Source organism: Salinihabitans flavidus (genome assembly GCF_900110425.1).
In the GTDB taxonomy this organism is placed as follows: Bacteria; Pseudomonadota; Alphaproteobacteria; order Rhodobacterales; family Rhodobacteraceae; genus Salinihabitans; species Salinihabitans flavidus.
The window spans coordinates 1-18,748 of the sequence record NZ_FODS01000038.1 but is presented as its reverse complement, the minus strand read 5'-3'; the positions used below and the strand labels follow the sequence as shown (position 1 = coordinate 18,748).

Genomic DNA, 18,748 nt, shown 5'->3' with positions numbered 1-18,748 from the left:
GAGCCATGGCCTCAGATCGCAGATCCTTCACCTCAGGCGATGTCGCCTGACGCGCTGTGTCGCCGAAAAGACGACGCTTTCCAGCCTCAAGGAATTCCTTCGACCAAGTGTAATACAGGCTGTCAGAGATACCCTCGCGGCGACATAACGCCGAGATGCTTTCCTCCCCGCGCAATCCGGCCAAAACAATGCGGATCTTCTCCTCCGCCGAGTAGGTCTGGCGGGTCTTGCGGCGGATGTTTTTGACCAGCTTGTCAGCTGCGTCTTTCGATGTTCCGGGCTTCTTGTTCATCTTCGCTCCTTAAAGGCTATGATGAACCAGAAACCCTCCGTTGTTCAAATCCTCAAATCTGTCCCAAAGGTGCTGACGTCAGACAGGCAACCTTGCCTGGATCGCGCTCCATATGGCTTTGCCGTTGTCGTCGTTGAGAGGAACGTCCTGAAGCTCTAGCGCCAGATTTCCACCTAAACTCTGGTAGATCGCTTGCCGCATGGAAGGGTTTTCGTTGAGATTGCACGCGTCTTGAAGACCCATGTCTTTCACTAGCGCCTTCAGATCGGTATTGTTCTTTTGCAGCAGACCTTTGACCTTCTCCTCTAAAGGATGCACTCCCCGCGCAAAAACCTTGGGAGCACTAGGGCGCTGAGCTGCAAGACTGAAGAGCTTATGAATCTCCAGGTCACCGTCTTCGTTTAAGAGGTGCTCAGCTGCCAGCGTACTTCTCGCGCCTCGATCCAAGGTCAGCTCGGCAGGAAGTCGATCAAACACAACGCCGATCAGAACTTTCTTCGCATCCCCTCCGATGCTTGCGTCGCCTTGATCAGGCTTGGAGTTCTCGAAGAAGTAGTCCAGCGCTTCAAGTATGGTCGATTTACCGGCGTCGTTTCTGCCGATAAGTGCGGTGAACTGATCAAGAGAGACCTCGGTACGGACCTGATAGCCGCGGAAATTCTCAAGAATGACTTTTTTGATGCGCAATTTTGGTCCGCCTTCCAGAAAATAAATCAGCTACCGTAAATATTCATGGCTTTGATGCGCCCAACGATAGTGTCACTTTGACGAACAGACCACCCAAAATTGAAAAATGGAGGTTCAGTGCCTACGAACGTAAAGCCAACAATGAAGGCCGTATATGTTCATCGTTTTGTAAGGCTTCTTTCGCTCTTGGACCTGACTGCAAACTGAGCCTTCCAGCTAGGCCAGATAGCGTTTCTGGATGTCCGCTCTTCCTTCGTTGATTTGAGCATCTTGCAAGCGCAGCGAATGGCCGGAATCCGCCGATCGACCAAGCTCACCCCTTTCCCCAAGGCCTTTCCTTCGGCATCACGTTTGTTACTTCGACGTCCCGCAGGATGCCGCCCGCGATCAGTCCGTCGCGGATCCAGCCCAGCGCGGCCCACCAGTCGTCATAGGCGCGGTGCGCGGCCTCGATCTGGTGGGGGTGGGGGGAAAAGGTCACCGGACAGGCCAGGATCTCGATCATGCGCCACTTGCCGCGCGAGAGCACCCGCTCGGTACCGACGACGTCGGTCGCGGCCCGCACGCCGTGCTGGTTTTCCCGCGTGTCCACCGGCACACAGCGCGGCACGGCGCCGGGCATCCAGTCTGGCGTCAGCCCGGCGCGGGCCAGCTCGGCCACGCGGATTGCCATGCGCCTGCCGCCGAGGCTGTCGGGCATTCCGGCCACCGTGGCCGCGATCACCTCGGCATCCTCATGGGTGTAGTCCCCCATCTTGTACTGCCCGCCATCGACCTTGCAGCCCAGCGCTGCGCGCTGCATCAGCACGTATTCGAGGCCAAAACCGACCCCGGGCCCGCGCTCGGGGTCGGGAGGTTCGGGCAGTTCCAGCTGTGCCTTCTCAATCCGGAAGGCCCATTCCAGCGCCGCCTGCACGCCCATGCTGCGCCTCGCTCTGCCGCGCCCGGTGCGCTGGGCGGACAGTCCCGACAATCTGCGATCGACCCTGCTCATCGCACACCCCGCTCGCGCAGACGCTCGACTGTCACGAGGCCCCGGGCCAGCATGGCATCGCGCATGGTGTTCGAGATCGTGTTGGCGGGCAGGTACCGGTCGGAGTTCACCAGTCCGGCGTAGAACGCCGCCAGCTCGTCGGCGCTGGGCAGTGGTCCCGACGCGGCCTTCCGTCTGCCTCTGCGCCCTCCTGTACACTCTCTACCCTGTTGGGATGCAGAGCCTGGCTGGGCCCGCTGCCGGGCAGCGCGCTGCATGGCGCGATCAAGCGCCTTCGGCCCGTCGGGCGGTTCGGGGTGCTCACGCCGCGTTGCCTCAGCGACGGCGATGATCGTATCCGCGCTGAGCCCGAGATCGTCCCGCCAGCGGCGGACATGTTCGCGGGCCGGCCAGCCCTGCCACCACCCCGGCAGGGCGTCAGGGGCAAGGCCCAGCACTTGCAGTAGCGTGCCAAAAAACAATTCGAATTCAGCCTCGCGCGCTTGCGCGCCCTCCTCCTCCTTTACAGGTTTACTTAAAGGTTCTCTTACAGGGTTAGTGTCCGGATTCCGGACACGGCTTTGGGGATTTTCCGGACACGGGTCGGGGCAAAAATCGGACACGGCTTTCGGGTGATTTCCGTGTCCGGTTCCTGGACACGGCCCGGGTTGTTCATGCGCACCGGGTGCGGTGATCCCGTTCTCATCGCCCAGATCTTCGAAGGGCTGATCACCATGTCCGCTTTCCGGACACGGATCCGCGCCATGCGGTGCAAAGCCCGGCTCGAACCCCAAAATGTAGCGGGTAGGCATCTGTCGCTTTGTGACCGGATGGATACGCGGCACCCGGCGCACCAACCCCGCGGCCTCGAGCTGACCAATATGGGCGTTCAGCGTCGAGCGACTGATTTCGCAATCATGCGCAAGCCGCTCTTGCGAGGGAAAGCAGCCGTGGTCGGGGTTGAAGCGATCACAGAGATGCCAGAGCACGATCTTGGTGGTGGGTTTGAGCCCACGCTGTTGAATGGCCCAGTTGGTGGCGGCATGGCTCATGGTGCGACCCTCCGGCCTGGGCGCTGGGCGGCATGCCGGGACACCACGCGTGTGGTCAAGCCATGATCGGCCAGCGCGCCCAGCGCATCGTCGAGGCTGCGCACCAGCGCCCAGCCAAACCCCTGCGCCTGCACCGCATCGCGGAAGACTTCCTGGGCGGGGTTGAGCCGCCCACGGTTGCTCTTCAGTTCCAGAAACAGCACGCGCCCCTCTGACAGCACCATCAGATCGGCAAAGCCGGGGTGAACACCCATGCCGACCAGAATGGCCTGCCGCCTGGCGCCGCGCGGTCCGGGCTCGGTCACCTCGTTGGCGCAGTGATGCACGATGGCGGAGCGGGGCAGGGCAAAGCGCAGGGCCTTCACCACGGCGCGCTGCAGATCAGCCTCGGGTGTGCCACGGCGCGTCATGACGTCACCCCGGCGCCTTCAGCCGGATCCGGCTCATCGTCGGGACCCCGATGAGGCCGATGGCGCTGGGGCGTGCGCGCCTCGACGATCAGCAGGAGTACATGCGCATCGCGGCGTTCCCGCTCAGTCTCGCCATGGCGGATCAGAACCTTGCAGGCGAGCCGGATCAGGTGATCGGAATGATGGGCCACATCGGCGATTACCGCGCGGGCCTCACGTAGCCGATCAGGCAACCAGCGCGGATCAGTCGTTACCGCTTGTCGGAGTGTGGAGAAGGCATGTGTCATTTTCGCCCCCTGTGCTTGCGGGTGGTGCGGGCCTGCTCCTGTGCGCGCAGCCAGTCCTGAACCGAGGCGCGGCGGTAGAATACCTTTCGTCCCAGGCGTGTGCAGGGTGGTCCCTGGCGGCGTGCCTCCCAGCGCCCCAGCGTGTCAGGGGTGAGGTTCAGTTCACGGGCCAAGTCGTCTCGGCTGATCCATTCGGCGAGAAGAGGCGCCGGATCTGTGTCCGGCTCGGTGTGGGGATGTGTCATGGGACTGCTCCAGTTGTGGTGCACCCCGGGTCGGTGGGGCAGAGCAAACGAAGCAGAGCGCGCGGGGCGGAATACAGGCGGAAGGTGGAATTGACGGTCCGGTATCAATTCCACCCCTTGTTTTACTGGAGTGCGCGCGTTTCAGCTCCCCCAAGCGGGGCCCGGCCCGGCGCAAATCCGGACTGGCTCTGTCCCTGCCGGATCAGCTTTCTGCCCACGCTGCGGCGCTCATCCGCCCCCACCCACACGAGGCGGGAATTGCGGGATTTCAGGGAGTGGAACCCGGCGTTGGCCGTGATCCGCCCCACCTGAAAAAAGAAACAAAGGAGAAACAAAGGAGAAACAAAGGCTTACCGTGCGGTCGCGGGCTATCTTGCCGCAGCCGGCAAATTTTGGAGTGACAGGACACGTTCCGGGCGATTAAGTCCGTCCCCGAGCAGTCAAAGAAGAATCGCAAGATCCACTGTAAGAGCCGGCGCTGCGGGCACCGGTACCCTCAGGCGTGATCAGCTCTGCTTCCGATGTGCTTGTCCCGAACGGCGCCTGAAGTGCTGCCAAACATTGCGCTGTCTGCGCGTTTCCCGGTCCTGACCGATCGATCCCGCATGTCTGAAAGGAGACCTCATGCCGCTTCCACCTGTTGCCTTCTACTCGATCTACGAGATTTCCGCGCGTTGGGGTTGCCCGGCCGCTGATGTGGCGGGCTGGGCCGCCACCGGACAGCTCAAGGCCATGATCGGTATCGAGCCCGTTCATTGCGGGGAGGAATGGCACGGGGGGCTGGTGCAGGTCTCCATGGCAGAGCTGATGCCGCTGTTTCGCAGGTTCGGTCCGAGTGATGACACATGCCGGTTGAGGCGAATTCTCCCGTCAGGCAGCGACCTTTGGCAATTCGTGACCGATCCAGTTGAGGGCATTCTGGTGCGCGCCACGGATCTGATGTTTCCGGCCGAGGCGCTGTACGTCTTCGAGGAGGAGAGCGACCTTTTGCGCCGCCCGGCGCATGGCATTGGCGCAAGCCCGCGCTATGACTGGGACGCCATGATGGTTCGGCTGTTCAAGCGCCTGAACGAGCAGGGCTTCCCGGCCTCGCAGGCGGCGTTGATTGCAGAGGTGCAGGACTGGTTCATCGCGCAGTCAAAGTCGGGAGATGTGCCCGAGGAAAGCACCATCCGCAAACGAATAGCCCCCATCTGGCGTGCGGTGCGCGGGTCCGACTAGGGCGCGAGGAGACGCCCGGCGACAAGCGCCCAGCGCAGTGCCGTTCGACGATTAGGCGGATTTCTGGTCATTCACTGCGTCATGAACCAATTGAGGGCGCGGGCGGAAGATGCTGGCCACGGTATCAACGCCCGCGCGCAGCGGCGATTCCATGAGATGCGCATAGCGCTGCGTGGTCTGCATCTGGCTGTGGCCCAACAAGCGGCCGATGATTTCCAGCGAAGCTCCGCCGCTGACCAGCAGGGATGCAAAGGTGTGGCGCAGATCATGGATGCGGACATCGGTCAGTTCCGCCTCGCGCTGAACCGTTCCCCAGAACCGGCGAACATCGTGCACGGGCTTGCCGATGGCCGTGTCGCTGGGGAAGAGCCAGGGATTGCCGCGCGGCACCACGAGCTGCCGCTGGCGCACGATGGCAACCACGTCCTGTGAGACCGGCACACGGTGGATCTTGCGCTGTTTGGTGATCGACGCGGGCTTTGACCAGATGGCATAGTCGAGATTGAACTGCTCGAATCGCGCGGTGCGGACCTCGCCCACGCGGGCGCCGGTCAGCATGCACATGCGGATGATCGAGGCGGCGCGCTGATCCTCGGCGCTGTCGAGCACGGCGGCAAGGCGGGTGAGTTCCTCGGGGCTCAGAAAGCGTTCGCGCGCTTGCTCGATGCGCCTGTGAAACCCCTGCGCCGGATTGGCCTCGCACCACTCCCATTCGATGGCCAGCGTGAACATCTTGCGCAGCACTTCGCCCATGCGGTTGGCGCGGACCGGGGTCGGCTTGTGGCCCTGCAGCTTGCGGGCGCGGTTGTTGGGCCGCGCCTTGCAGGGGCGGGGGCGGCCCTCGGCCACGAAATCCAGGAACTTCGCCACATCGGACTTGGTGATGTCGGTCACCAGCCGGTTGCCCCAGGCCGGCTTGACCATCTTTTGGAGCATTGAGACCTGATCGCCCGCATTCGCCGGCGCGAGCTTCGGCAGGTGTTCGCGGATATAGCGGTCGATCATGTCGCTCACGCGCGGAGCCTCGCGCAGATCTTCCTTCAGCGCCAGCGGATCGCGGCCCTCATCGACGGCGCGGCGCAGCTCTTTGGCGCGCGCCCGTGCGGCCGTCACGCTCCAGTCCGGCCAACGCCCGATGGTCATGCGCCGCTGCCGTCCTCCGAAGCGGTAATCGATCGTGAAGGTGCGCGCGCCGGAGCTTTGCACCCGTGCCGAAAAGCCGATCACCTCGGTATCAAAGATCTGGTAGCTGACACCGGGCTTGGGCTCGGCCTCGCGCAGCAGTTTCTCATTGAGCTTCAATCTGTTGGCCATGCATCCGGTCTCCTTTCCCGTGCGACACAGGCGTAGACCCGCGCGACTATCAAGTCACAGCACGGGGTAGGGGGCGGAATACAGGCGGAAGGTGGAATTGACCGGCGCCGGTCAATTCCGGTTCGGCAGGGCGAGCGGGCACGTGGAAGGGCGCCCAGCGCGGGGGGAGTGACTTGTAATGGTTGGCGCGGTGTTGGCCATGGCTGCGTGCAAAATCGCGGCGCGCCTTCTCGGATTCGGCCACCAGTGGCTTTTCAGCATTTGAGTATGAAAACTGGCAGTTCAGCGAAAGCCGTTTGAGCCTTGGGGATACTTGTTCGAGGCGTTATAATATACTCAAGAGTCAAGCCGCATGCTTCCCATTTCGCGGCTAATGATATCGCACATCAGCCGTTTCGCCGGACCTATGGCTGCCGAGGCTGAGGCCATGACCCCGACACGGACATTACCAAGCGTTGCCTGAATCAACGGAATGAAGCTTAGCTCTCCGCGCTGAACCTCATCGTAGAAGCCGATCTTAGTATAAAGTCCGATACCGTGATTCGACAGAATCATCTCTTTCGCCAAGAACAACGTGTTGGTGAATACATATGTGGAAAGCGGCGTCACCAGTGTGGACATGGCTTGGTCTATGATCGAATTTCGGCCTCGGGCGTCGATGGTGCGGATCAACCGGTAGCCGGCGAGATCCTCGACTGTGACACTGGGCCACCCCGAAAGGGGATGATCGGGCCGAACCAGAGCCCCGAAGGGGGCTGATTTTTCGGACAATATTCGCACGTCTGGATGAGACGTGAAGGTGAAGGCGATCCCGATATCGGCGTCGCCCATGGCCACTGCGTCTACGACATCCTCGGGCTGAGCCGTGGTCACTGAAATGGATATGTCAGGATAGACCTTGGAGAATTCGTTTATTGCCCGAGGAAGGCTACCAATGGCTACAGAGTCGACCGTTATGATATTGAGGTGGCCTGTACGAAGATCACGCATATCATCAATCAAGACCCTTGTACGGTCGAACTCGTGCAGCACCCTTCGGCAGTGTTCGAGCAGAATCCCCCCCACGGCGGTCAGTTCGACCCCTTCGGGGGTTCGGTCGAAAAGCGATGCGCCCAACTCCTCTTCGATCTTCAAGATTTTGCGATTCACCGAAGTCGAAGAAACATTTAGAACCAGCGCGGCTTTTCGGATCGAACGCTGCCGTGCCACTTCATCGAAGTATTTCAGGAAGATGGAATGCATCTGAGTATCCATGAATGGGGTGGTGCGAAATTTGCACCACCGTGGGCAGAACTTTATCCTACCTGCACCAACGGGCGGTGTTCTAGAGTTTTCTGAACAAGGTCGAAGTAATGACCGTTCCACCCGCTTTCCACAGGAGAGGAAAACATGACAAACGATATGATAAACAGAATCTCACGCCGCACACTGATGAAATCTATGGGTGCTGCCGCAGGTGCCGGGCTGGCAGGCAGCTTCGTGGGCATTTCCCCGGCGCGGGCCGGTTCGCCCCAGACGGTGACGCTTCAACTCGGCTGGTTGGCCAGCAATGGTATCCTTGGCGAAGTTGCCGCGGACGAACAGGGATTTTTCGCCGATGAGAACCTCGAACTCAAGATCGTGCCCGGCGGACCAAACGTAGATGGCGTCGCGTCGGTCGCTTCGGGCCGAGCCAATATCGGATCAATCTCATCAAGTCCTTCCCTGATGCTCGCGCGCTCCCAGGGGTTACCGATCAAATGTATCGCCGCCGGCTATCAGCAGCACCCCTTCACCTATTTTTCGCTTGAAGGAAATCCAGTGCGTGAGCCAAAGGACCTGATCGGCAAGCGAGTCGCGACCAACGGTACCGCGCGTATTCTGCTGCAGGCGATGCTGGCGAAAAACGGAATCTCCGAAGACGATGTCGAGGTGCTGGTAATGGGATCTGACATGTCACCGCTTTTGACCGGTCAGGCGGATGTGGTCACCGGCTGGAAGACCAATACCAGCGCGCTAAAGGTTCTGGGCGACGAGCGCGTTGACATGACGCTCTGGGACGCCGGAATCCAGCTTTATGCAAACCCCTATTATGTCAACGATGGTTTGCTGGCAGAGCAGCCGGAACAGGTACAGGGCATGCTGCGCGCGATTGCGCGAGGATGGGGTTGGGTGCATGATAACCCAGAGGCCGCCGTGGATATCCTGGTCAACCGCTACCCCAATCTCGACCGCGAGAACGAGCTTGAGACTGTTGGGTTGGTACTGGACTACAGCTTTAACGCGGAAACGGCAGAGCGCGGCTGGGGAACAATGACGCGCGAAAACTGGCTGGCCCAGATCGACACCTATGACCAGCTTGGCCAGTTTGAAAGAGCCGCTCCGGACCTGGATGGTGTCATGACACTTGCTGTGCTGGATGAAATCACTTCGGCACGGCCGACCTACGGATGATTGCCATGCTTGCAGCAACAGAAACCATAGCCAACAACGCCGGAGGCCCCCCGAAAGGGGTGCCTGCGGCATCGCTCAGGAACGCTTCGGTGCGCTTCGGAACTTTCACCGCCATTGATCGGCTAGAACTCGAATTGGAAGCGGGCTCCTTCTATACCATACTCGGACCTTCCGGGTGCGGGAAGTCAACGTTGCTCCGGCTTGTCTCGGACTTGATCCCGGCGGCGACCGGCGAGGTTTCCATCTTCGGAAAAACTACCGAAGAGGCGCGGCTCGCCCGCGAGTTCGCATTCGTCTTTCAGGACGCGACGCTTCTACCTTGGCGGTCCGCACTGAAAAATGTGGAACTGCCGCTGGAGATCGGGCGCAATCGGGGAAGCGACATCCCCGCAGGCACCCGAAGCCCGCGAGAGCTTCTCGAACTCGTTGGCCTGAAAGGGCGCGAGGATGCGCTTCCGCATGAAATGTCGGGCGGGATGCGCCAGCGCGTGGCCATTGCGCGGGCCCTGGTTTGCCAGCCCAAGCTGCTGCTGATGGACGAACCTTTCGGGGCGCTGGACGAGATGACCCGAGACCGGCTGAATCTGCAACTACTCGATATCTGGCGAGAGACCGGAACGACGATCCTCTTCGTGACCCACTCCATTTCCGAAGCGGTGTTCCTAGGGCAGAAAGTCATCATGCTCGAGGCCAACCCCGGACGACTTCGCGAAGTCGTGGATATCGACTTGCCGGATGAACGCAAGACCAAGTTACGCGACACGTCACAATTCACCCAATATTGCGGCTATCTGCGCGATCTACTGGAGACATGCTGATGACAGTTGTCGAAAATACATCTGCCCCCGATCTTGAGGCCGAATTGCGTATGGCCGCTCGCCGCCACAAGATCATGTCGGGCGCCCTACCTCTGGGATGTGCCGCCGGACTGATCGCCATTTGGCAGATTGGCGTCAAGGCGTTCGGCGTTCCAACCTATATCGCGCCGGCACCTTCTGACGTGGCCGTCACCTTTTTGGACAAGTTTCCGCTCCTGATGCAGAATCTATGGCCCACCCTTTTCGAGAGCGTTGCCGGGTTTGCCGTTGGCAATATCGCCGCGATCCTGATCGCCATCGCCTTTGTACATTCGCGGCATGTGGAGCGCGCATTCTTTCCCATCGCGGTGTTCGTCAACACCATTCCGATCCTTGCGATCGCACCGATCCTGGTGCTGATTTTCGGCCCGGGCCTCACGGCCAAGGTGGTGATCGCGGCGCTGATCTGTTTCTTCCCCACGCTGGTGAACATGGTGCGCGGCCTGCAAGCGGTCAGCCCCCAAGCGCTGGAGCTAGCCAAGATCCTCTCGGCCTCGAAATCCGAGGTATTCTGGAAGATGCGGCTGCCGTCGTCGCTACCGTTCCTGTTCTCGGCGCTGAAGATCTCGGCTACCACCTCGGTGATCGGTGCCATCGTTGGCGAATGGGTTGGTGCGGATATAGGACTTGGCGCGCTGATCATCGAGGCGACCTTCAACTTCAACTCACCGTTGCTATACGCAACTGTTTTCATGTCCTCTGGCCTGTCGGTCATGATGTTCACACTGGTCACGCTCGCGGAGCGCTGGACCGTCCGCTGGTAAGGTAAACTGCCAATTTGAAATGAAAAAAGACGCACGCCAGCAAAAACTGCTGCGGCGTAACAGGAGGAGATTGTCCAAATGACCGATCCAATCAAGGAATATGTTACCACTCACGCCGAACAGGTGCCCGTCGTTTCCGATGCAGATGTTCTGGTGATCGGAGCCGGACCGGCAGGGCTGTCGGCTGCGGTTTCGGCCGCCCGCAACGGGGCGAAGGTAACGCTGGTCGAACGCTATCATCATCTTGGTGGCATGGCGTCCGGGGGAATGGTCCTGGTACTCGACGACATGGTGAACGAGGGCAACGAGGTCACCACCACCGGCATTGTCAGCGAATTCATCGACCGGCTAGAACGCCAGGGCGGTGCCGTCTACCCGCCGTCTGAGGACTGCCTGACCAACTGGGAGATGTGGCAGAAGTGGTCACGCTGGGGTTGCATCGACTTCCGCAAGCAGGGCATGCCGCAGCCGATCGTCCATTCCGTCGCCTTTGACCCTGACGCCTGGAAGCGCGTCAGCCTGGACCTGGTCAGGGATGCGGATATCGAGCTGCGTACTCACAGCTGGTTCTCAGAGGCACTGGTCGAGGACAACCTCGTCACCGGGGTGATCGTGCAGACCAAGCTGGGGCGCCAGGCGATCCGCGCGAAGATGGTGGTGGATGCATCGGGCGATCTGGATGTGGCCAGCTCCGCGGGTGCGTCCTTCATTACTGGGCAGTTCATCGTCACCACCGTGTTCCGCCTGATGGATGTGGACACCGCCCGGGCCGAGGCCTTCGAATACGAGAACCCCGAGGAATTCAAGAAACTCGACCGTCAGGCGCGTCGCGTGATCGGCGGGGCCTGGGGCATGTGGTGGCTGAAGACGCCGCTACCTGGCGTGGTCTGGTGCAACTGCCCGCACATGCCTGGTTATGACGGCATGTCGCCCGAACACATGGTCGAAGCCGAGTTCGAGGGCCGTGGCCGGATGATGGGACTGCTGGAGTTCGCCCGCAAGAACATCCCCGGTTTCGAGAATGCCAAGATGCTGGGCGCCGCCGAGCAAATGGGCATCCGCCAGACGAGGATGTTGCAGGGCGAATATGTCGTCACCAAGGATGACGTGGCATCGCGCCGCCACTTTGCCGACTCTGTCTGCCGGGGTCGCGACTACTACACGCCTTACCGTGCGCTTCTGCCCAAGGGGATCGACAATCTGATTGTCGCGGGCCGACATTATTCCGTGGAGAGCGAGGCGCAGAAGCAGTCGCGCGAGATCCCGCCCTGCATGAGTCAGGGCGAGGCCGCGGGTGTCGCCGTCGCCAAGGCGCTGGATGCGAATTGCGCGCTGCGCGACGTAGACGTCAAGGCGATTCAGAAACAGATGCGCGCGCAGGGCGCCGACCCGGGCGACGTGCCCTCGGCCAATGCGCTGATCGAAGACCCTGTTGACGCGTGAAGGAGGACAACATGTCTAAACAGAACCTACCGCTTGAGGGCATCCGCGTCCTCGACTTCACTCAGGTGATGATGGGACCCTGCGCCACGCAGATGCTGGCCGATTTCGGCGCCGACGTCATCAAGGTCGAGCGTCCCGGCGCGGGCGACCTTTCGCGCAACTTCTTCGGCGAAACCTCGGAGGAGGCGATGAACAATGCGGTGTTCGCCTCGCTCAACCGCAACAAGCGCTCGGTGGAGATTGACACCAAGTCCGATGAAGGCCGGCAGTTGGTTCATGAGCTGGTGGCACAGTCCGATGTGGTCGTCGACAACTTTCGTGCCGGGGTGATGAAACGCCTGGGCTTCGATTTCGACACGTTGAAGAGGATCAATTCGCGGATCATCTGCGCCTCGGGCACCGGGTTCGGCGAGATCGGACCCTACGCCCACAAGGGCGGTCAGGACGTGCTGGCGCAGGCAATGACCGGTGTGATGGAAAAGACCCAGGATCCCGCGATCCCGAAGTCGATCTACCCCACGACGCTGTGCGACTACACCGCCGGCATGCATCTGGTGCAGGGCATTCTGGCGGCGCTTCTGGGGCGCGAGAAAACCGGACGCGGGCAGAAGGTGAGCGTGTCGCTCTACGATTCCATGATTGCCATGCAGATGCAGGAGGCCGCGCAATGGTCCAAGCATCGCGAGGTGTTGAACTGGGCGGCGATGCCGCTGACCGGCGTGTTCGACACCACCGATGGCGCTATCGTCGTGGTGGGAGCGTTCAAGGTCAATCCGCTGCAGGACATCTGCACCGCGCTGGAAATTGAGGACCTGTCGCCAGAATATCCCAACCTGACGGCGCAGCGCGCCGGCAAGCCCTATCTTCAGGGCCGTTTTCGCGATGCTTTCGCCACCAACACCATGGCGCATTGGATCGAGCGGCTGGAAGCACAGGATCTGCTTTGCGCGCCGGTGAAGTCGCTCGGCGAGGCGCTGGAGGATCCGCAGACGGAGGCCAACGGCATGCTGGTGGACATGGAACACCCTATCCTCGGGTCTCTCACGCTGGTCGGCTCTCCCGTGCATTTGAGCGATGCGCCAGTGGTGATCCGCCACACTCCCCCGAAGCTGGGAGAGCACACCGAAGAGGTGATCCGCGAACTCGGCCTCTCGGCTGTGGCCCGGAAGGAGGCCGTATGAGCGTCCTTTTCGAAGTTGCCGACCACGTCGCGCGGGTCACAATAGACCGGCCCGACCGCATGAACGCGGTCGACGCCGGCACTGACGCCGCGTTGAATCAGGTTTGGGCTGAGATCGAGACCCGCGATGACATCCGCTGCGTTGTGCTGACGGGCGCGGGCGACCGCGCATTCAGTGCTGGCGCCGACATGAAGGCCGGCGGCGGGCTGTCGGGTCTGGAATACTGGGCCGCGGCCAATCCTGATGGGTTCGGCGGTATTAGCCTGCGGCAGACGCTGAATGTGCCGGTGATCGCGCGCGTGAACGGCCTGGCGCTTGGCGGCGGGTTCGAGATGGTTCTGGGTGCAGATATTGTAGTCGCGTCGGACTCCGCGACATTTGGCCTGCCGGAGGCCAAGGTCGGGCGTCTGCCGCTAGATGGCGGCATGGTGGCGCTGCAACGGCTGGTCCCGCGCAACATCGCCGCGGGCATCATGCTGACCGGGCGGATGCTGTCAGCCGCCGATGCCCTACACTACGGCATGGTCAATGCGGTCGTGTCTGCGGATCAACTCGATGCCGAGGTTGATGCATGGGTCAACGATATCCTCGGCTGCGCCCCACTGTCGGTGGCCGCGATCAAGGACACCATTCGTAACACCGGCCATCTGACACCCGTCGAGGCGCGCGACCTGCGTCGCCCCGCGTTGGTCGCGGCGCTCCAGTCCGAGGATTCTGAGGAAGGTGTCGCCGCCTTCCGCGAGAAACGCGCCCCGGTCTGGCGTGGCAAGTAAACGGAGGAAGCCATGACACTCGTCATCCAGAGCCAGTGCATCGATGTCAAGGACGGCATCTGCACTACGTCCTGCCCGGTGGATTGCATCTACGAGGGCGAGAGGATGTTCTACATCCACCCGACGGAATGCATCGAATGCGGTATGTGCGAAACCATCTGCCCGGTCGATGCCATCCGCTATGACGACGAACTTGACGCGGACAACGCCATCTTCGCACAGATCAACCGCGAGGTCTTTCTGGACACGAACGGCGAACTTGACGAACCGGGCGGCTGGTACAAGGGCTCGGATCCAGTGCCCGACCACCCCCGGCTTGCAGATTATGCGCGGCGCGAACCGACCACGCAGGACACATGAGGAGACAGATATGCAAGGCATCATCGCAGCCGTACCCACCCCCGTCGACGCGCGCGGAATACCTTCCGAGCCGCTGTTTCTGGAACATGCTCGCTGGGCGCTGGCCAATGGCTGCGATGGGCTGAATGTGCTGGGCTCCACCGGTGAGGCCAATTCCCTGGACAATGCGACTCGCCGGATGGTGATGAGTTGGGCGGCTGACGGCCTTGACCCATCGCGCCTGATGGTTGGCACCGGTACGCCTTCGCTGGCCGAAACGATCGCTTTGACTGTTCATGCCGAAGCACTTGGCTATCCAGTGGCGCTGGTATTGCCGCCCTATTACTACACCCCACCATCTGAGCAGGGACTGTTGCGCTGGTACTCTGCTCTGCACGAGGCTCTGGGTAATCGGCGTATCCAGATCTGGTTTTACAATTATCCCCAGATGACAGGCTTTGTGATACCCGAACAGGTCATCGCGCAACTCCATCGACTGGCGCCAGAAAGGTTTGCCGGGATCAAGGATTCATCCGGCGATCTGGACTACTGTCGTCGTCTTGCCCGGACACTTCTCGCGCTACGCGTATTCCCTAGCTCGGAAACCACGCTTTCCATGGCCCAGGAGGCGGGCTTCGCTGGCTGTATCTCGGCAACCGTGAATCACTCTGCCCACCTCTGCTCGCAGGTCTGGCGCGGAAATGCTTCGCCGGCGGCTTACTCGGACATAGCCGACCTGCGCACTGCGATCTCGTCGCAGCCGCTGATTCCATCGATTAAACATCTAATCGCCCGTCGTACCGGCGATGCGACCTGGACTCATACGCTTCCGCCCTTCCTGCCGCTGAGCACGGGAGAAGCGGTGGCACTTGATCACCTAGTGCCGGACGCTTTGACGTCCGCAACCTGAAGCAAAAGAGGATATCATGAAAGACTCGCAAGTTAGCCAAGCAAACCTGATTGGCGGCGAATGGGCCGCAAGCAGTCATTCACGTTCGAACATCAATCCGTCGGATACAGATGACGTGATTGGACAGTATTCCAGCGCCGATGCGGACACCGTGGACGCGGCGGTTGCCGCAGCGCGCAGCGCCTTTCCGGCCTGGGCCGCCGCCGGGCCACAGGCACGCCACGACCTTCTTGATGCCGTTGGCTCCGAGCTTCTTGCGCGGAAAGAGGAAATCGGCCGATTTCTGGCTCGCGAAGAGGGCAAGACCGTTGCCGAAGCCATCGGCGAGACCGCGCGCGCCGGTCAGGTGTTCAAGTTCTTTGCGGGTGAGGCTTTGCGTGTTGCCGGGGATGCACAGCCTTCTGTGCGCCCTGATATCGATGTAGAGGTCACGAGAGAGCCAGTAGGTATCGTCGGGCTAATCACGCCATGGAACTTCCCGATAGCCATTCCCGCTTGGAAGGTCGCCCCGGCGCTGGCCTACGGAAATTGCGTTGTTCTCAAACCGGCGGATCTGACACCGGGCTGTGCCCATGTCATCACCGAGCTTTTGCACCGCCATGGTTGCCCGCCGGGTGTGTTCAATCTGGTGATGGGCCCGGGTTCGACCGTAGGCGAGGCGATCATTGCCCACCCGGGCATCGATGCGATCTCCTTCACCGGTTCGGCAGGGGTCGGGGCGCGCATTGCCGAGACCTGTGGGAGGCTCCGCAAGAAGGTGCAGGTGGAGATGGGCGGCAAGAATCCGATGGTGGTTATGGATGATGCCGACCTCGATACGGCGATCCAGACCTGCCTCAACGGGGCCTTCTTCTCGACCGGACAACGCTGCACGGCCTCCTCGCGGCTGATCGTTCAGAGGGGTATTCACGATGCCTTCGTTGAAGCGCTGTCGCGCGAGATGACAGCGCTGAAAGTGGGTGATGCACTGGACACGACCACCCAGATCGGGCCGGTGGTGGACGAGCGGCAGCTTGCCTCGAACCTCGACTACATCGAACTCGCGCGCGGTGAGGCGGACGCGGTGATTGGCGGCGAACGGCTGGAACTTGAAAAGCCGGGCTTCTACCAGGCGCCGGCGCTGTTTCTGGGAACCGACAACGGAATGCGTATCAACCGGGAGGAAATCTTCGGTCCGTGTGCTTCGGTTATAGAGGTTGCTGATTTCGACGAGGCGCTCGCGGTTGCCAACGACACCGAGTTCGGTCTCTCAGCCGGGATTTGCACTACGAACTTGAAACACGCCAATACCTTCCGGCGCCACGTTCAGGCAGGGATGGTCATGGTGAATCTGCCAACCGCCGGGGTCGACTACCATGTTCCGTTCGGAGGGCGAAAAGGGTCTTCCTACGGTGCGCGCGAACAGGGACGCTACGCCGTGGAGTTCTACACCACTGTCAAAACCTCCTATATCTCGGCAGGCTGAGCGATGGCCTCTGAAGAGATTTGGACCCGACGCTTTCTCGACCTCGCGGTGGAGATGGCGTCGTGGTCAGAGGACCGGGATTTCCATGTTGGCGCGGTAATCGTCGGTTCGGGACGAGAAATCCGCGCCAGCGGCTACAACGGTCTGCCGCGCGGTGTTTCCTGTGCCAATGTCACGCGGCTCGACCGGGCGAGTGGCGAGAAATTCCACTGGGTCGAACATGCCGAGCGAAACGCGATCTACAATGCCGCACGATCTGGGGCGGCAATCGAGGGATGTACGATTTATGTCACCCGCTTTCCCTGTGCTGACTGCGCGCGCGGCATTATCCAGAGTGGCATAGCCCGCGTCGTTTGTCCGCCCCGACCTATTAATGATGGCGCGCTGGATCACAGTTTTGCGGTTTCAGAGGTTTTGCTCTCCGAGGCTGGGGTTTTGGTGGTTACGAAGGACGAGTGATAGCATCACGGGTATGCGGGCCGAAGGCACTGTGGCACGGTCTGCTTCATGCCGGTGAACCGCCCCTCTCGCCATCGATCGTGCTGTGGAACTGCGATTGAGATTTGCCCCAGTTCAAAAGTGTTTTTGTCAACGCTTGGTCAACCCTTGAAAGCGGTTTTAAACCCTTCTGGGGTCGTTGAAACACCTCGAATCCCGTCCGATAACGGAAGAGATGTTTGCGAAATCAAAGGGTTGTTCGCGAAGGCTTTGAAAACAAACAAATCTCTAAAGCAGCCTTGTGGTGGCTCATAACCTGAAGGTCGTAGGTTCAAATCCTACCCCCGCAACCAGATTGATTTGCATGAGGTCGTCCGGCGAAAGCCCGGCGGCCTTTTTGCTTGTCTGGCATAGGTTTAGGATACCGGCCAGATCGCCCTCGATATCCATGACGAAGCCGCTGTCTTCGTTCGGGTCCGGGCGCAAGACGCGAGGCGATGACTAACATGCGCCTTACGGCGCTGTGTCTGACGTCAGCACCCATGGGACAGATTTGATGTTTTCGTAACGGAGGATTTCTGGTTCATCGCAGCCATCAAGGAGCGAAGATGAACAAGAAATCCGAAACATCGAAGGACGCCGCTGACAAGCTGGTCAAGGGCATCAAGCGCAAGACCCGCAAACAGTACTCGGCCGAGGAGAAGATCAGGATCGTGCTGGCGGGTCTGCGCGGCGAGGAAAGCATTGCCGCCCTGTGCCGCCGCGAAGGGATCAGCGAGAGCCTGTACTACACGTGGTCGAAGGAGTTTCTCGAGGCGGGCAAGCAGCGGCTGGCGGGCGACACCGCGCGTCAGGCAACCTCGCCCGAGGTCAAGGAGCTGCGCTCGGAGGCGACAGCGCTGAAGGAGGTCGTTGCCGACCTGACCCTGGAAAACCGCCTGCTCAAAAAAAGCATGCTCGGGGATGGGGAGTGCGAGGCATGAGGTATCCCGCATCGGAAAAGCTCGAGATCATCCGCACCGTCGAGGCCTCGCATCTGCCGGTTCGCCAGACGCTGGCCATGCTGGGTATCCCCCGCACGACCTATTATCGCTGGTATGACCGATGGTCGGAAGGCGGGCTTGATACGCTCGCAGACACCGCACCACATCCCGGGTCCGTGTGGAACCGCCTCCCGGACGAGACCCGTGCCGACGTCATCGACGTTTGCGCTCGAGCATGAGGAACTGACACCCCGCGAACTTGCAGTAAAATACACTGACGAGAAGAAAAATTTTGTCTCGGAATCATCCGTTTACCGGATCCTGAAGGCGGAAGATCTGGTCACGGCACCGGCGCATATCGTGATGAAGGCGGCGAACGAGTTCAAAGACAGGACCACGCGGCCCAACGAACTCTGGCAGACGGACTTCACCTATCTCAAGGTCCTGGGGTGGGGCTGGTTCTACCTGTCGACCATTCTGGATGATTACAGCCGATACATCATCGCCTGGAAGCTCTGCACGACGATGAAGGCAAAGGATGTGACCGACACGCTCGACCTGGCACTGGACGTCTCGGGCTGCGACAGCGCAACCGTTGTCGCCAAACCAAGACTGCTCAGCGACAACGGCTCATCTTACATCGCGGGCGACCTGGCAGATTATCTCGACGACAAGGGCATG

The 18,748-nt window shown here is 60.8% G+C and carries 20 protein-coding genes and 1 pseudogene; 13 read left to right on the top strand and 8 right to left on the bottom strand.

Annotated elements, in window-relative coordinates; all coding sequences use genetic code 11:
• The 5 genes from BMW66_RS18325 to BMW66_RS18305 form a co-directional block, all read right to left on the bottom strand.
• Positions 1-292: transposase (locus BMW66_RS18325; protein ID WP_139196253.1), on the bottom strand; the 292-nt coding region annotated here is incomplete at its 3' end.
• Between the two features lie 78 nt (positions 293-370).
• Positions 371-979 (bottom strand): AAA family ATPase, encoded by a 609-nt coding sequence (locus BMW66_RS18320; protein ID WP_175483314.1) that lies wholly within the window; start codon positions 977-979, stop codon positions 371-373.
• A gap of 313 nt (positions 980-1,292) precedes the next feature.
• Positions 1,293-1,973 (bottom strand): hypothetical protein, encoded by a 681-nt coding sequence (locus tag BMW66_RS18315; RefSeq protein WP_093120556.1) that lies wholly within the window; start codon positions 1,971-1,973, stop codon positions 1,293-1,295.
• Complete coding sequence (locus BMW66_RS18310) at positions 1,970-3,004, bottom strand: helix-turn-helix domain-containing protein (RefSeq protein WP_093120555.1); 1,035 nt, start codon at positions 3,002-3,004, stop codon at positions 1,970-1,972. The genes BMW66_RS18315 and BMW66_RS18310 overlap by 4 nt, the downstream gene beginning before the upstream one ends.
• Entirely contained in the window at positions 3,001-3,414 is a 414-nt protein-coding gene (locus BMW66_RS18305) for a VRR-NUC domain-containing protein (protein ID WP_093120553.1), read from the bottom strand. Before BMW66_RS18305 ends, BMW66_RS18310 begins: the two co-directional genes overlap by 4 nt.
• Before the next feature lie 59 nt (positions 3,415-3,473).
• On the opposite strand from BMW66_RS18305, the gene BMW66_RS20820 reads away from it, so the two are divergent.
• Positions 3,474-3,635 carry a hypothetical protein gene (locus BMW66_RS20820; protein WP_175483313.1) on the top strand — a complete coding sequence of 54 codons (162 nt, stop codon included), beginning with the start codon at positions 3,474-3,476 and terminating at the stop codon, positions 3,633-3,635.
• A 62-nt stretch (positions 3,636-3,697) separates the two neighbouring features.
• Here BMW66_RS20820 and BMW66_RS18295 read toward each other — a convergent pair whose 3' ends face one another.
• Positions 3,698-3,946 (bottom strand): helix-turn-helix transcriptional regulator, encoded by a 249-nt coding sequence (locus tag BMW66_RS18295; protein ID WP_093120552.1) that lies wholly within the window; start codon positions 3,944-3,946, stop codon positions 3,698-3,700.
• A 624-nt stretch (positions 3,947-4,570) separates the two neighbouring features.
• On the opposite strand from BMW66_RS18295, the gene BMW66_RS18290 reads away from it, so the two are divergent.
• Positions 4,571-5,167: a hypothetical protein gene (locus BMW66_RS18290; protein ID WP_093120550.1), complete on the top strand. Its 597-nt coding sequence runs from the start codon at positions 4,571-4,573 to the stop codon at positions 5,165-5,167.
• 51 nt (positions 5,168-5,218) lie between these two features.
• On the opposite strand, the gene BMW66_RS18285 is transcribed toward BMW66_RS18290, so the two are convergent.
• Positions 5,219-6,481 carry a tyrosine-type recombinase/integrase gene (locus BMW66_RS18285; RefSeq protein WP_093120549.1) on the bottom strand — a complete coding sequence of 421 codons (1,263 nt, stop codon included), beginning with the start codon at positions 6,479-6,481 and terminating at the stop codon, positions 5,219-5,221.
• Positions 6,482-6,817: 336 nt separating this feature from the next.
• Positions 6,818-7,735 (bottom strand): LysR family transcriptional regulator, encoded by a 918-nt coding sequence (locus tag BMW66_RS18280; protein WP_217639337.1) that lies wholly within the window; start codon positions 7,733-7,735, stop codon positions 6,818-6,820.
• A gap of 135 nt (positions 7,736-7,870) precedes the next feature.
• Between BMW66_RS18280 and BMW66_RS18275 the strand changes: the two genes are divergently transcribed.
• The 11 genes and pseudogenes from BMW66_RS18275 to BMW66_RS18225 form a co-directional block, all read left to right on the top strand.
• A complete protein-coding gene (locus BMW66_RS18275) occupies positions 7,871-8,914 on the top strand; it encodes an ABC transporter substrate-binding protein (RefSeq protein ID WP_093120546.1) in 1,044 nt (347 codons plus the stop codon).
• An 89-nt stretch (positions 8,915-9,003) separates the two neighbouring features.
• Positions 9,004-9,732 carry an ABC transporter ATP-binding protein gene (locus tag BMW66_RS18270; RefSeq protein WP_245729547.1) on the top strand — a complete coding sequence of 243 codons (729 nt, stop codon included), beginning with the start codon at positions 9,004-9,006 and terminating at the stop codon, positions 9,730-9,732.
• Positions 9,732-10,535, top strand: coding sequence for an ABC transporter permease (locus tag BMW66_RS18265; RefSeq protein WP_245729545.1), 804 nt, complete (start codon positions 9,732-9,734; stop codon positions 10,533-10,535). The genes BMW66_RS18270 and BMW66_RS18265 overlap by 1 nt, the downstream gene beginning before the upstream one ends.
• Before the next feature lie 78 nt (positions 10,536-10,613).
• Entirely contained in the window at positions 10,614-11,978 is a 1,365-nt protein-coding gene (locus BMW66_RS18260; protein ID WP_093120542.1) for an FAD-dependent oxidoreductase, read from the top strand.
• Positions 11,979-11,989: 11 nt separating this feature from the next.
• Positions 11,990-13,159, top strand: a complete 1,170-nt coding sequence (locus BMW66_RS18255; protein ID WP_093120540.1) for a CaiB/BaiF CoA transferase family protein — start codon at positions 11,990-11,992, stop codon at positions 13,157-13,159.
• Positions 13,156-13,932 carry an enoyl-CoA hydratase-related protein gene (locus BMW66_RS18250; RefSeq protein ID WP_093120539.1) on the top strand — a complete coding sequence of 259 codons (777 nt, stop codon included), beginning with the start codon at positions 13,156-13,158 and terminating at the stop codon, positions 13,930-13,932. The genes BMW66_RS18255 and BMW66_RS18250 overlap by 4 nt, the downstream gene beginning before the upstream one ends.
• A gap of 12 nt (positions 13,933-13,944) precedes the next feature.
• The gene (locus BMW66_RS18245) at positions 13,945-14,292 is read left to right on the top strand and encodes a 4Fe-4S dicluster domain-containing protein (protein WP_093120537.1); all 348 of its coding nucleotides are present in this window, start codon (positions 13,945-13,947) and stop codon (positions 14,290-14,292) included.
• Positions 14,293-14,302: 10 nt separating this feature from the next.
• Positions 14,303-15,181, top strand: coding sequence for a dihydrodipicolinate synthase family protein (locus BMW66_RS18240; RefSeq protein WP_093120536.1), 879 nt, complete (start codon positions 14,303-14,305; stop codon positions 15,179-15,181).
• A 16-nt stretch (positions 15,182-15,197) separates the two neighbouring features.
• Positions 15,198-16,646: an aldehyde dehydrogenase family protein gene (locus BMW66_RS18235; protein WP_093120534.1), complete on the top strand. Its 1,449-nt coding sequence runs from the start codon at positions 15,198-15,200 to the stop codon at positions 16,644-16,646.
• A gap of 3 nt (positions 16,647-16,649) precedes the next feature.
• On the top strand, positions 16,650-17,105 hold the full coding sequence (locus BMW66_RS18230; protein ID WP_093120533.1) for a deoxycytidylate deaminase: 456 nt from the start codon (positions 16,650-16,652) through the stop codon (positions 17,103-17,105).
• Positions 17,106-17,692: 587 nt separating this feature from the next.
• Positions 17,693-18,748: pseudogene (locus BMW66_RS18225) on the top strand (IS3 family transposase); the annotation flags it as partial.

Excerpts from the sequence above, each read along its gene's own strand:
- BMW66_RS18315 (WP_093120556.1), bottom strand. The coding sequence starts at position 1,973 with ATGAGCAGGGTCGATCGCAGATTGTCGGGACTGTCCGCCCAGCGCACC.
- BMW66_RS18310 (WP_093120555.1), bottom strand. The coding sequence starts at position 3,004 with ATGAGCCATGCCGCCACCAACTGGGCCATTCAACAGCGTGGGCTCAAA.
- BMW66_RS18305 (WP_093120553.1), bottom strand. The coding sequence starts at position 3,414 with ATGACGCGCCGTGGCACACCCGAGGCTGATCTGCAGCGCGCCGTGGTG.
- BMW66_RS20820 (WP_175483313.1), top strand. The coding sequence starts at position 3,474 with ATGGCGCTGGGGCGTGCGCGCCTCGACGATCAGCAGGAGTACATGCGC.
- BMW66_RS18295 (WP_093120552.1), bottom strand. The coding sequence starts at position 3,946 with ATGACACATCCCCACACCGAGCCGGACACAGATCCGGCGCCTCTTCTC.
- BMW66_RS18290 (WP_093120550.1), top strand. The coding sequence starts at position 4,571 with ATGCCGCTTCCACCTGTTGCCTTCTACTCGATCTACGAGATTTCCGCG.
- BMW66_RS18285 (WP_093120549.1), bottom strand. The coding sequence starts at position 6,481 with ATGGCCAACAGATTGAAGCTCAATGAGAAACTGCTGCGCGAGGCCGAG.
- BMW66_RS18280 (WP_217639337.1), bottom strand. The coding sequence starts at position 7,735 with ATGGATACTCAGATGCATTCCATCTTCCTGAAATACTTCGATGAAGTG.
- BMW66_RS18275 (WP_093120546.1), top strand. The coding sequence starts at position 7,871 with ATGACAAACGATATGATAAACAGAATCTCACGCCGCACACTGATGAAA.
- BMW66_RS18265 (WP_245729545.1), top strand. The coding sequence starts at position 9,732 with ATGACAGTTGTCGAAAATACATCTGCCCCCGATCTTGAGGCCGAATTG.
- BMW66_RS18260 (WP_093120542.1), top strand. The coding sequence starts at position 10,614 with ATGACCGATCCAATCAAGGAATATGTTACCACTCACGCCGAACAGGTG.
- BMW66_RS18255 (WP_093120540.1), top strand. The coding sequence starts at position 11,990 with ATGTCTAAACAGAACCTACCGCTTGAGGGCATCCGCGTCCTCGACTTC.
- BMW66_RS18250 (WP_093120539.1), top strand. The coding sequence starts at position 13,156 with ATGAGCGTCCTTTTCGAAGTTGCCGACCACGTCGCGCGGGTCACAATA.
- BMW66_RS18245 (WP_093120537.1), top strand. The coding sequence starts at position 13,945 with ATGACACTCGTCATCCAGAGCCAGTGCATCGATGTCAAGGACGGCATC.
- BMW66_RS18240 (WP_093120536.1), top strand. The coding sequence starts at position 14,303 with ATGCAAGGCATCATCGCAGCCGTACCCACCCCCGTCGACGCGCGCGGA.
- BMW66_RS18235 (WP_093120534.1), top strand. The coding sequence starts at position 15,198 with ATGAAAGACTCGCAAGTTAGCCAAGCAAACCTGATTGGCGGCGAATGG.
- BMW66_RS18230 (WP_093120533.1), top strand. The coding sequence starts at position 16,650 with ATGGCCTCTGAAGAGATTTGGACCCGACGCTTTCTCGACCTCGCGGTG.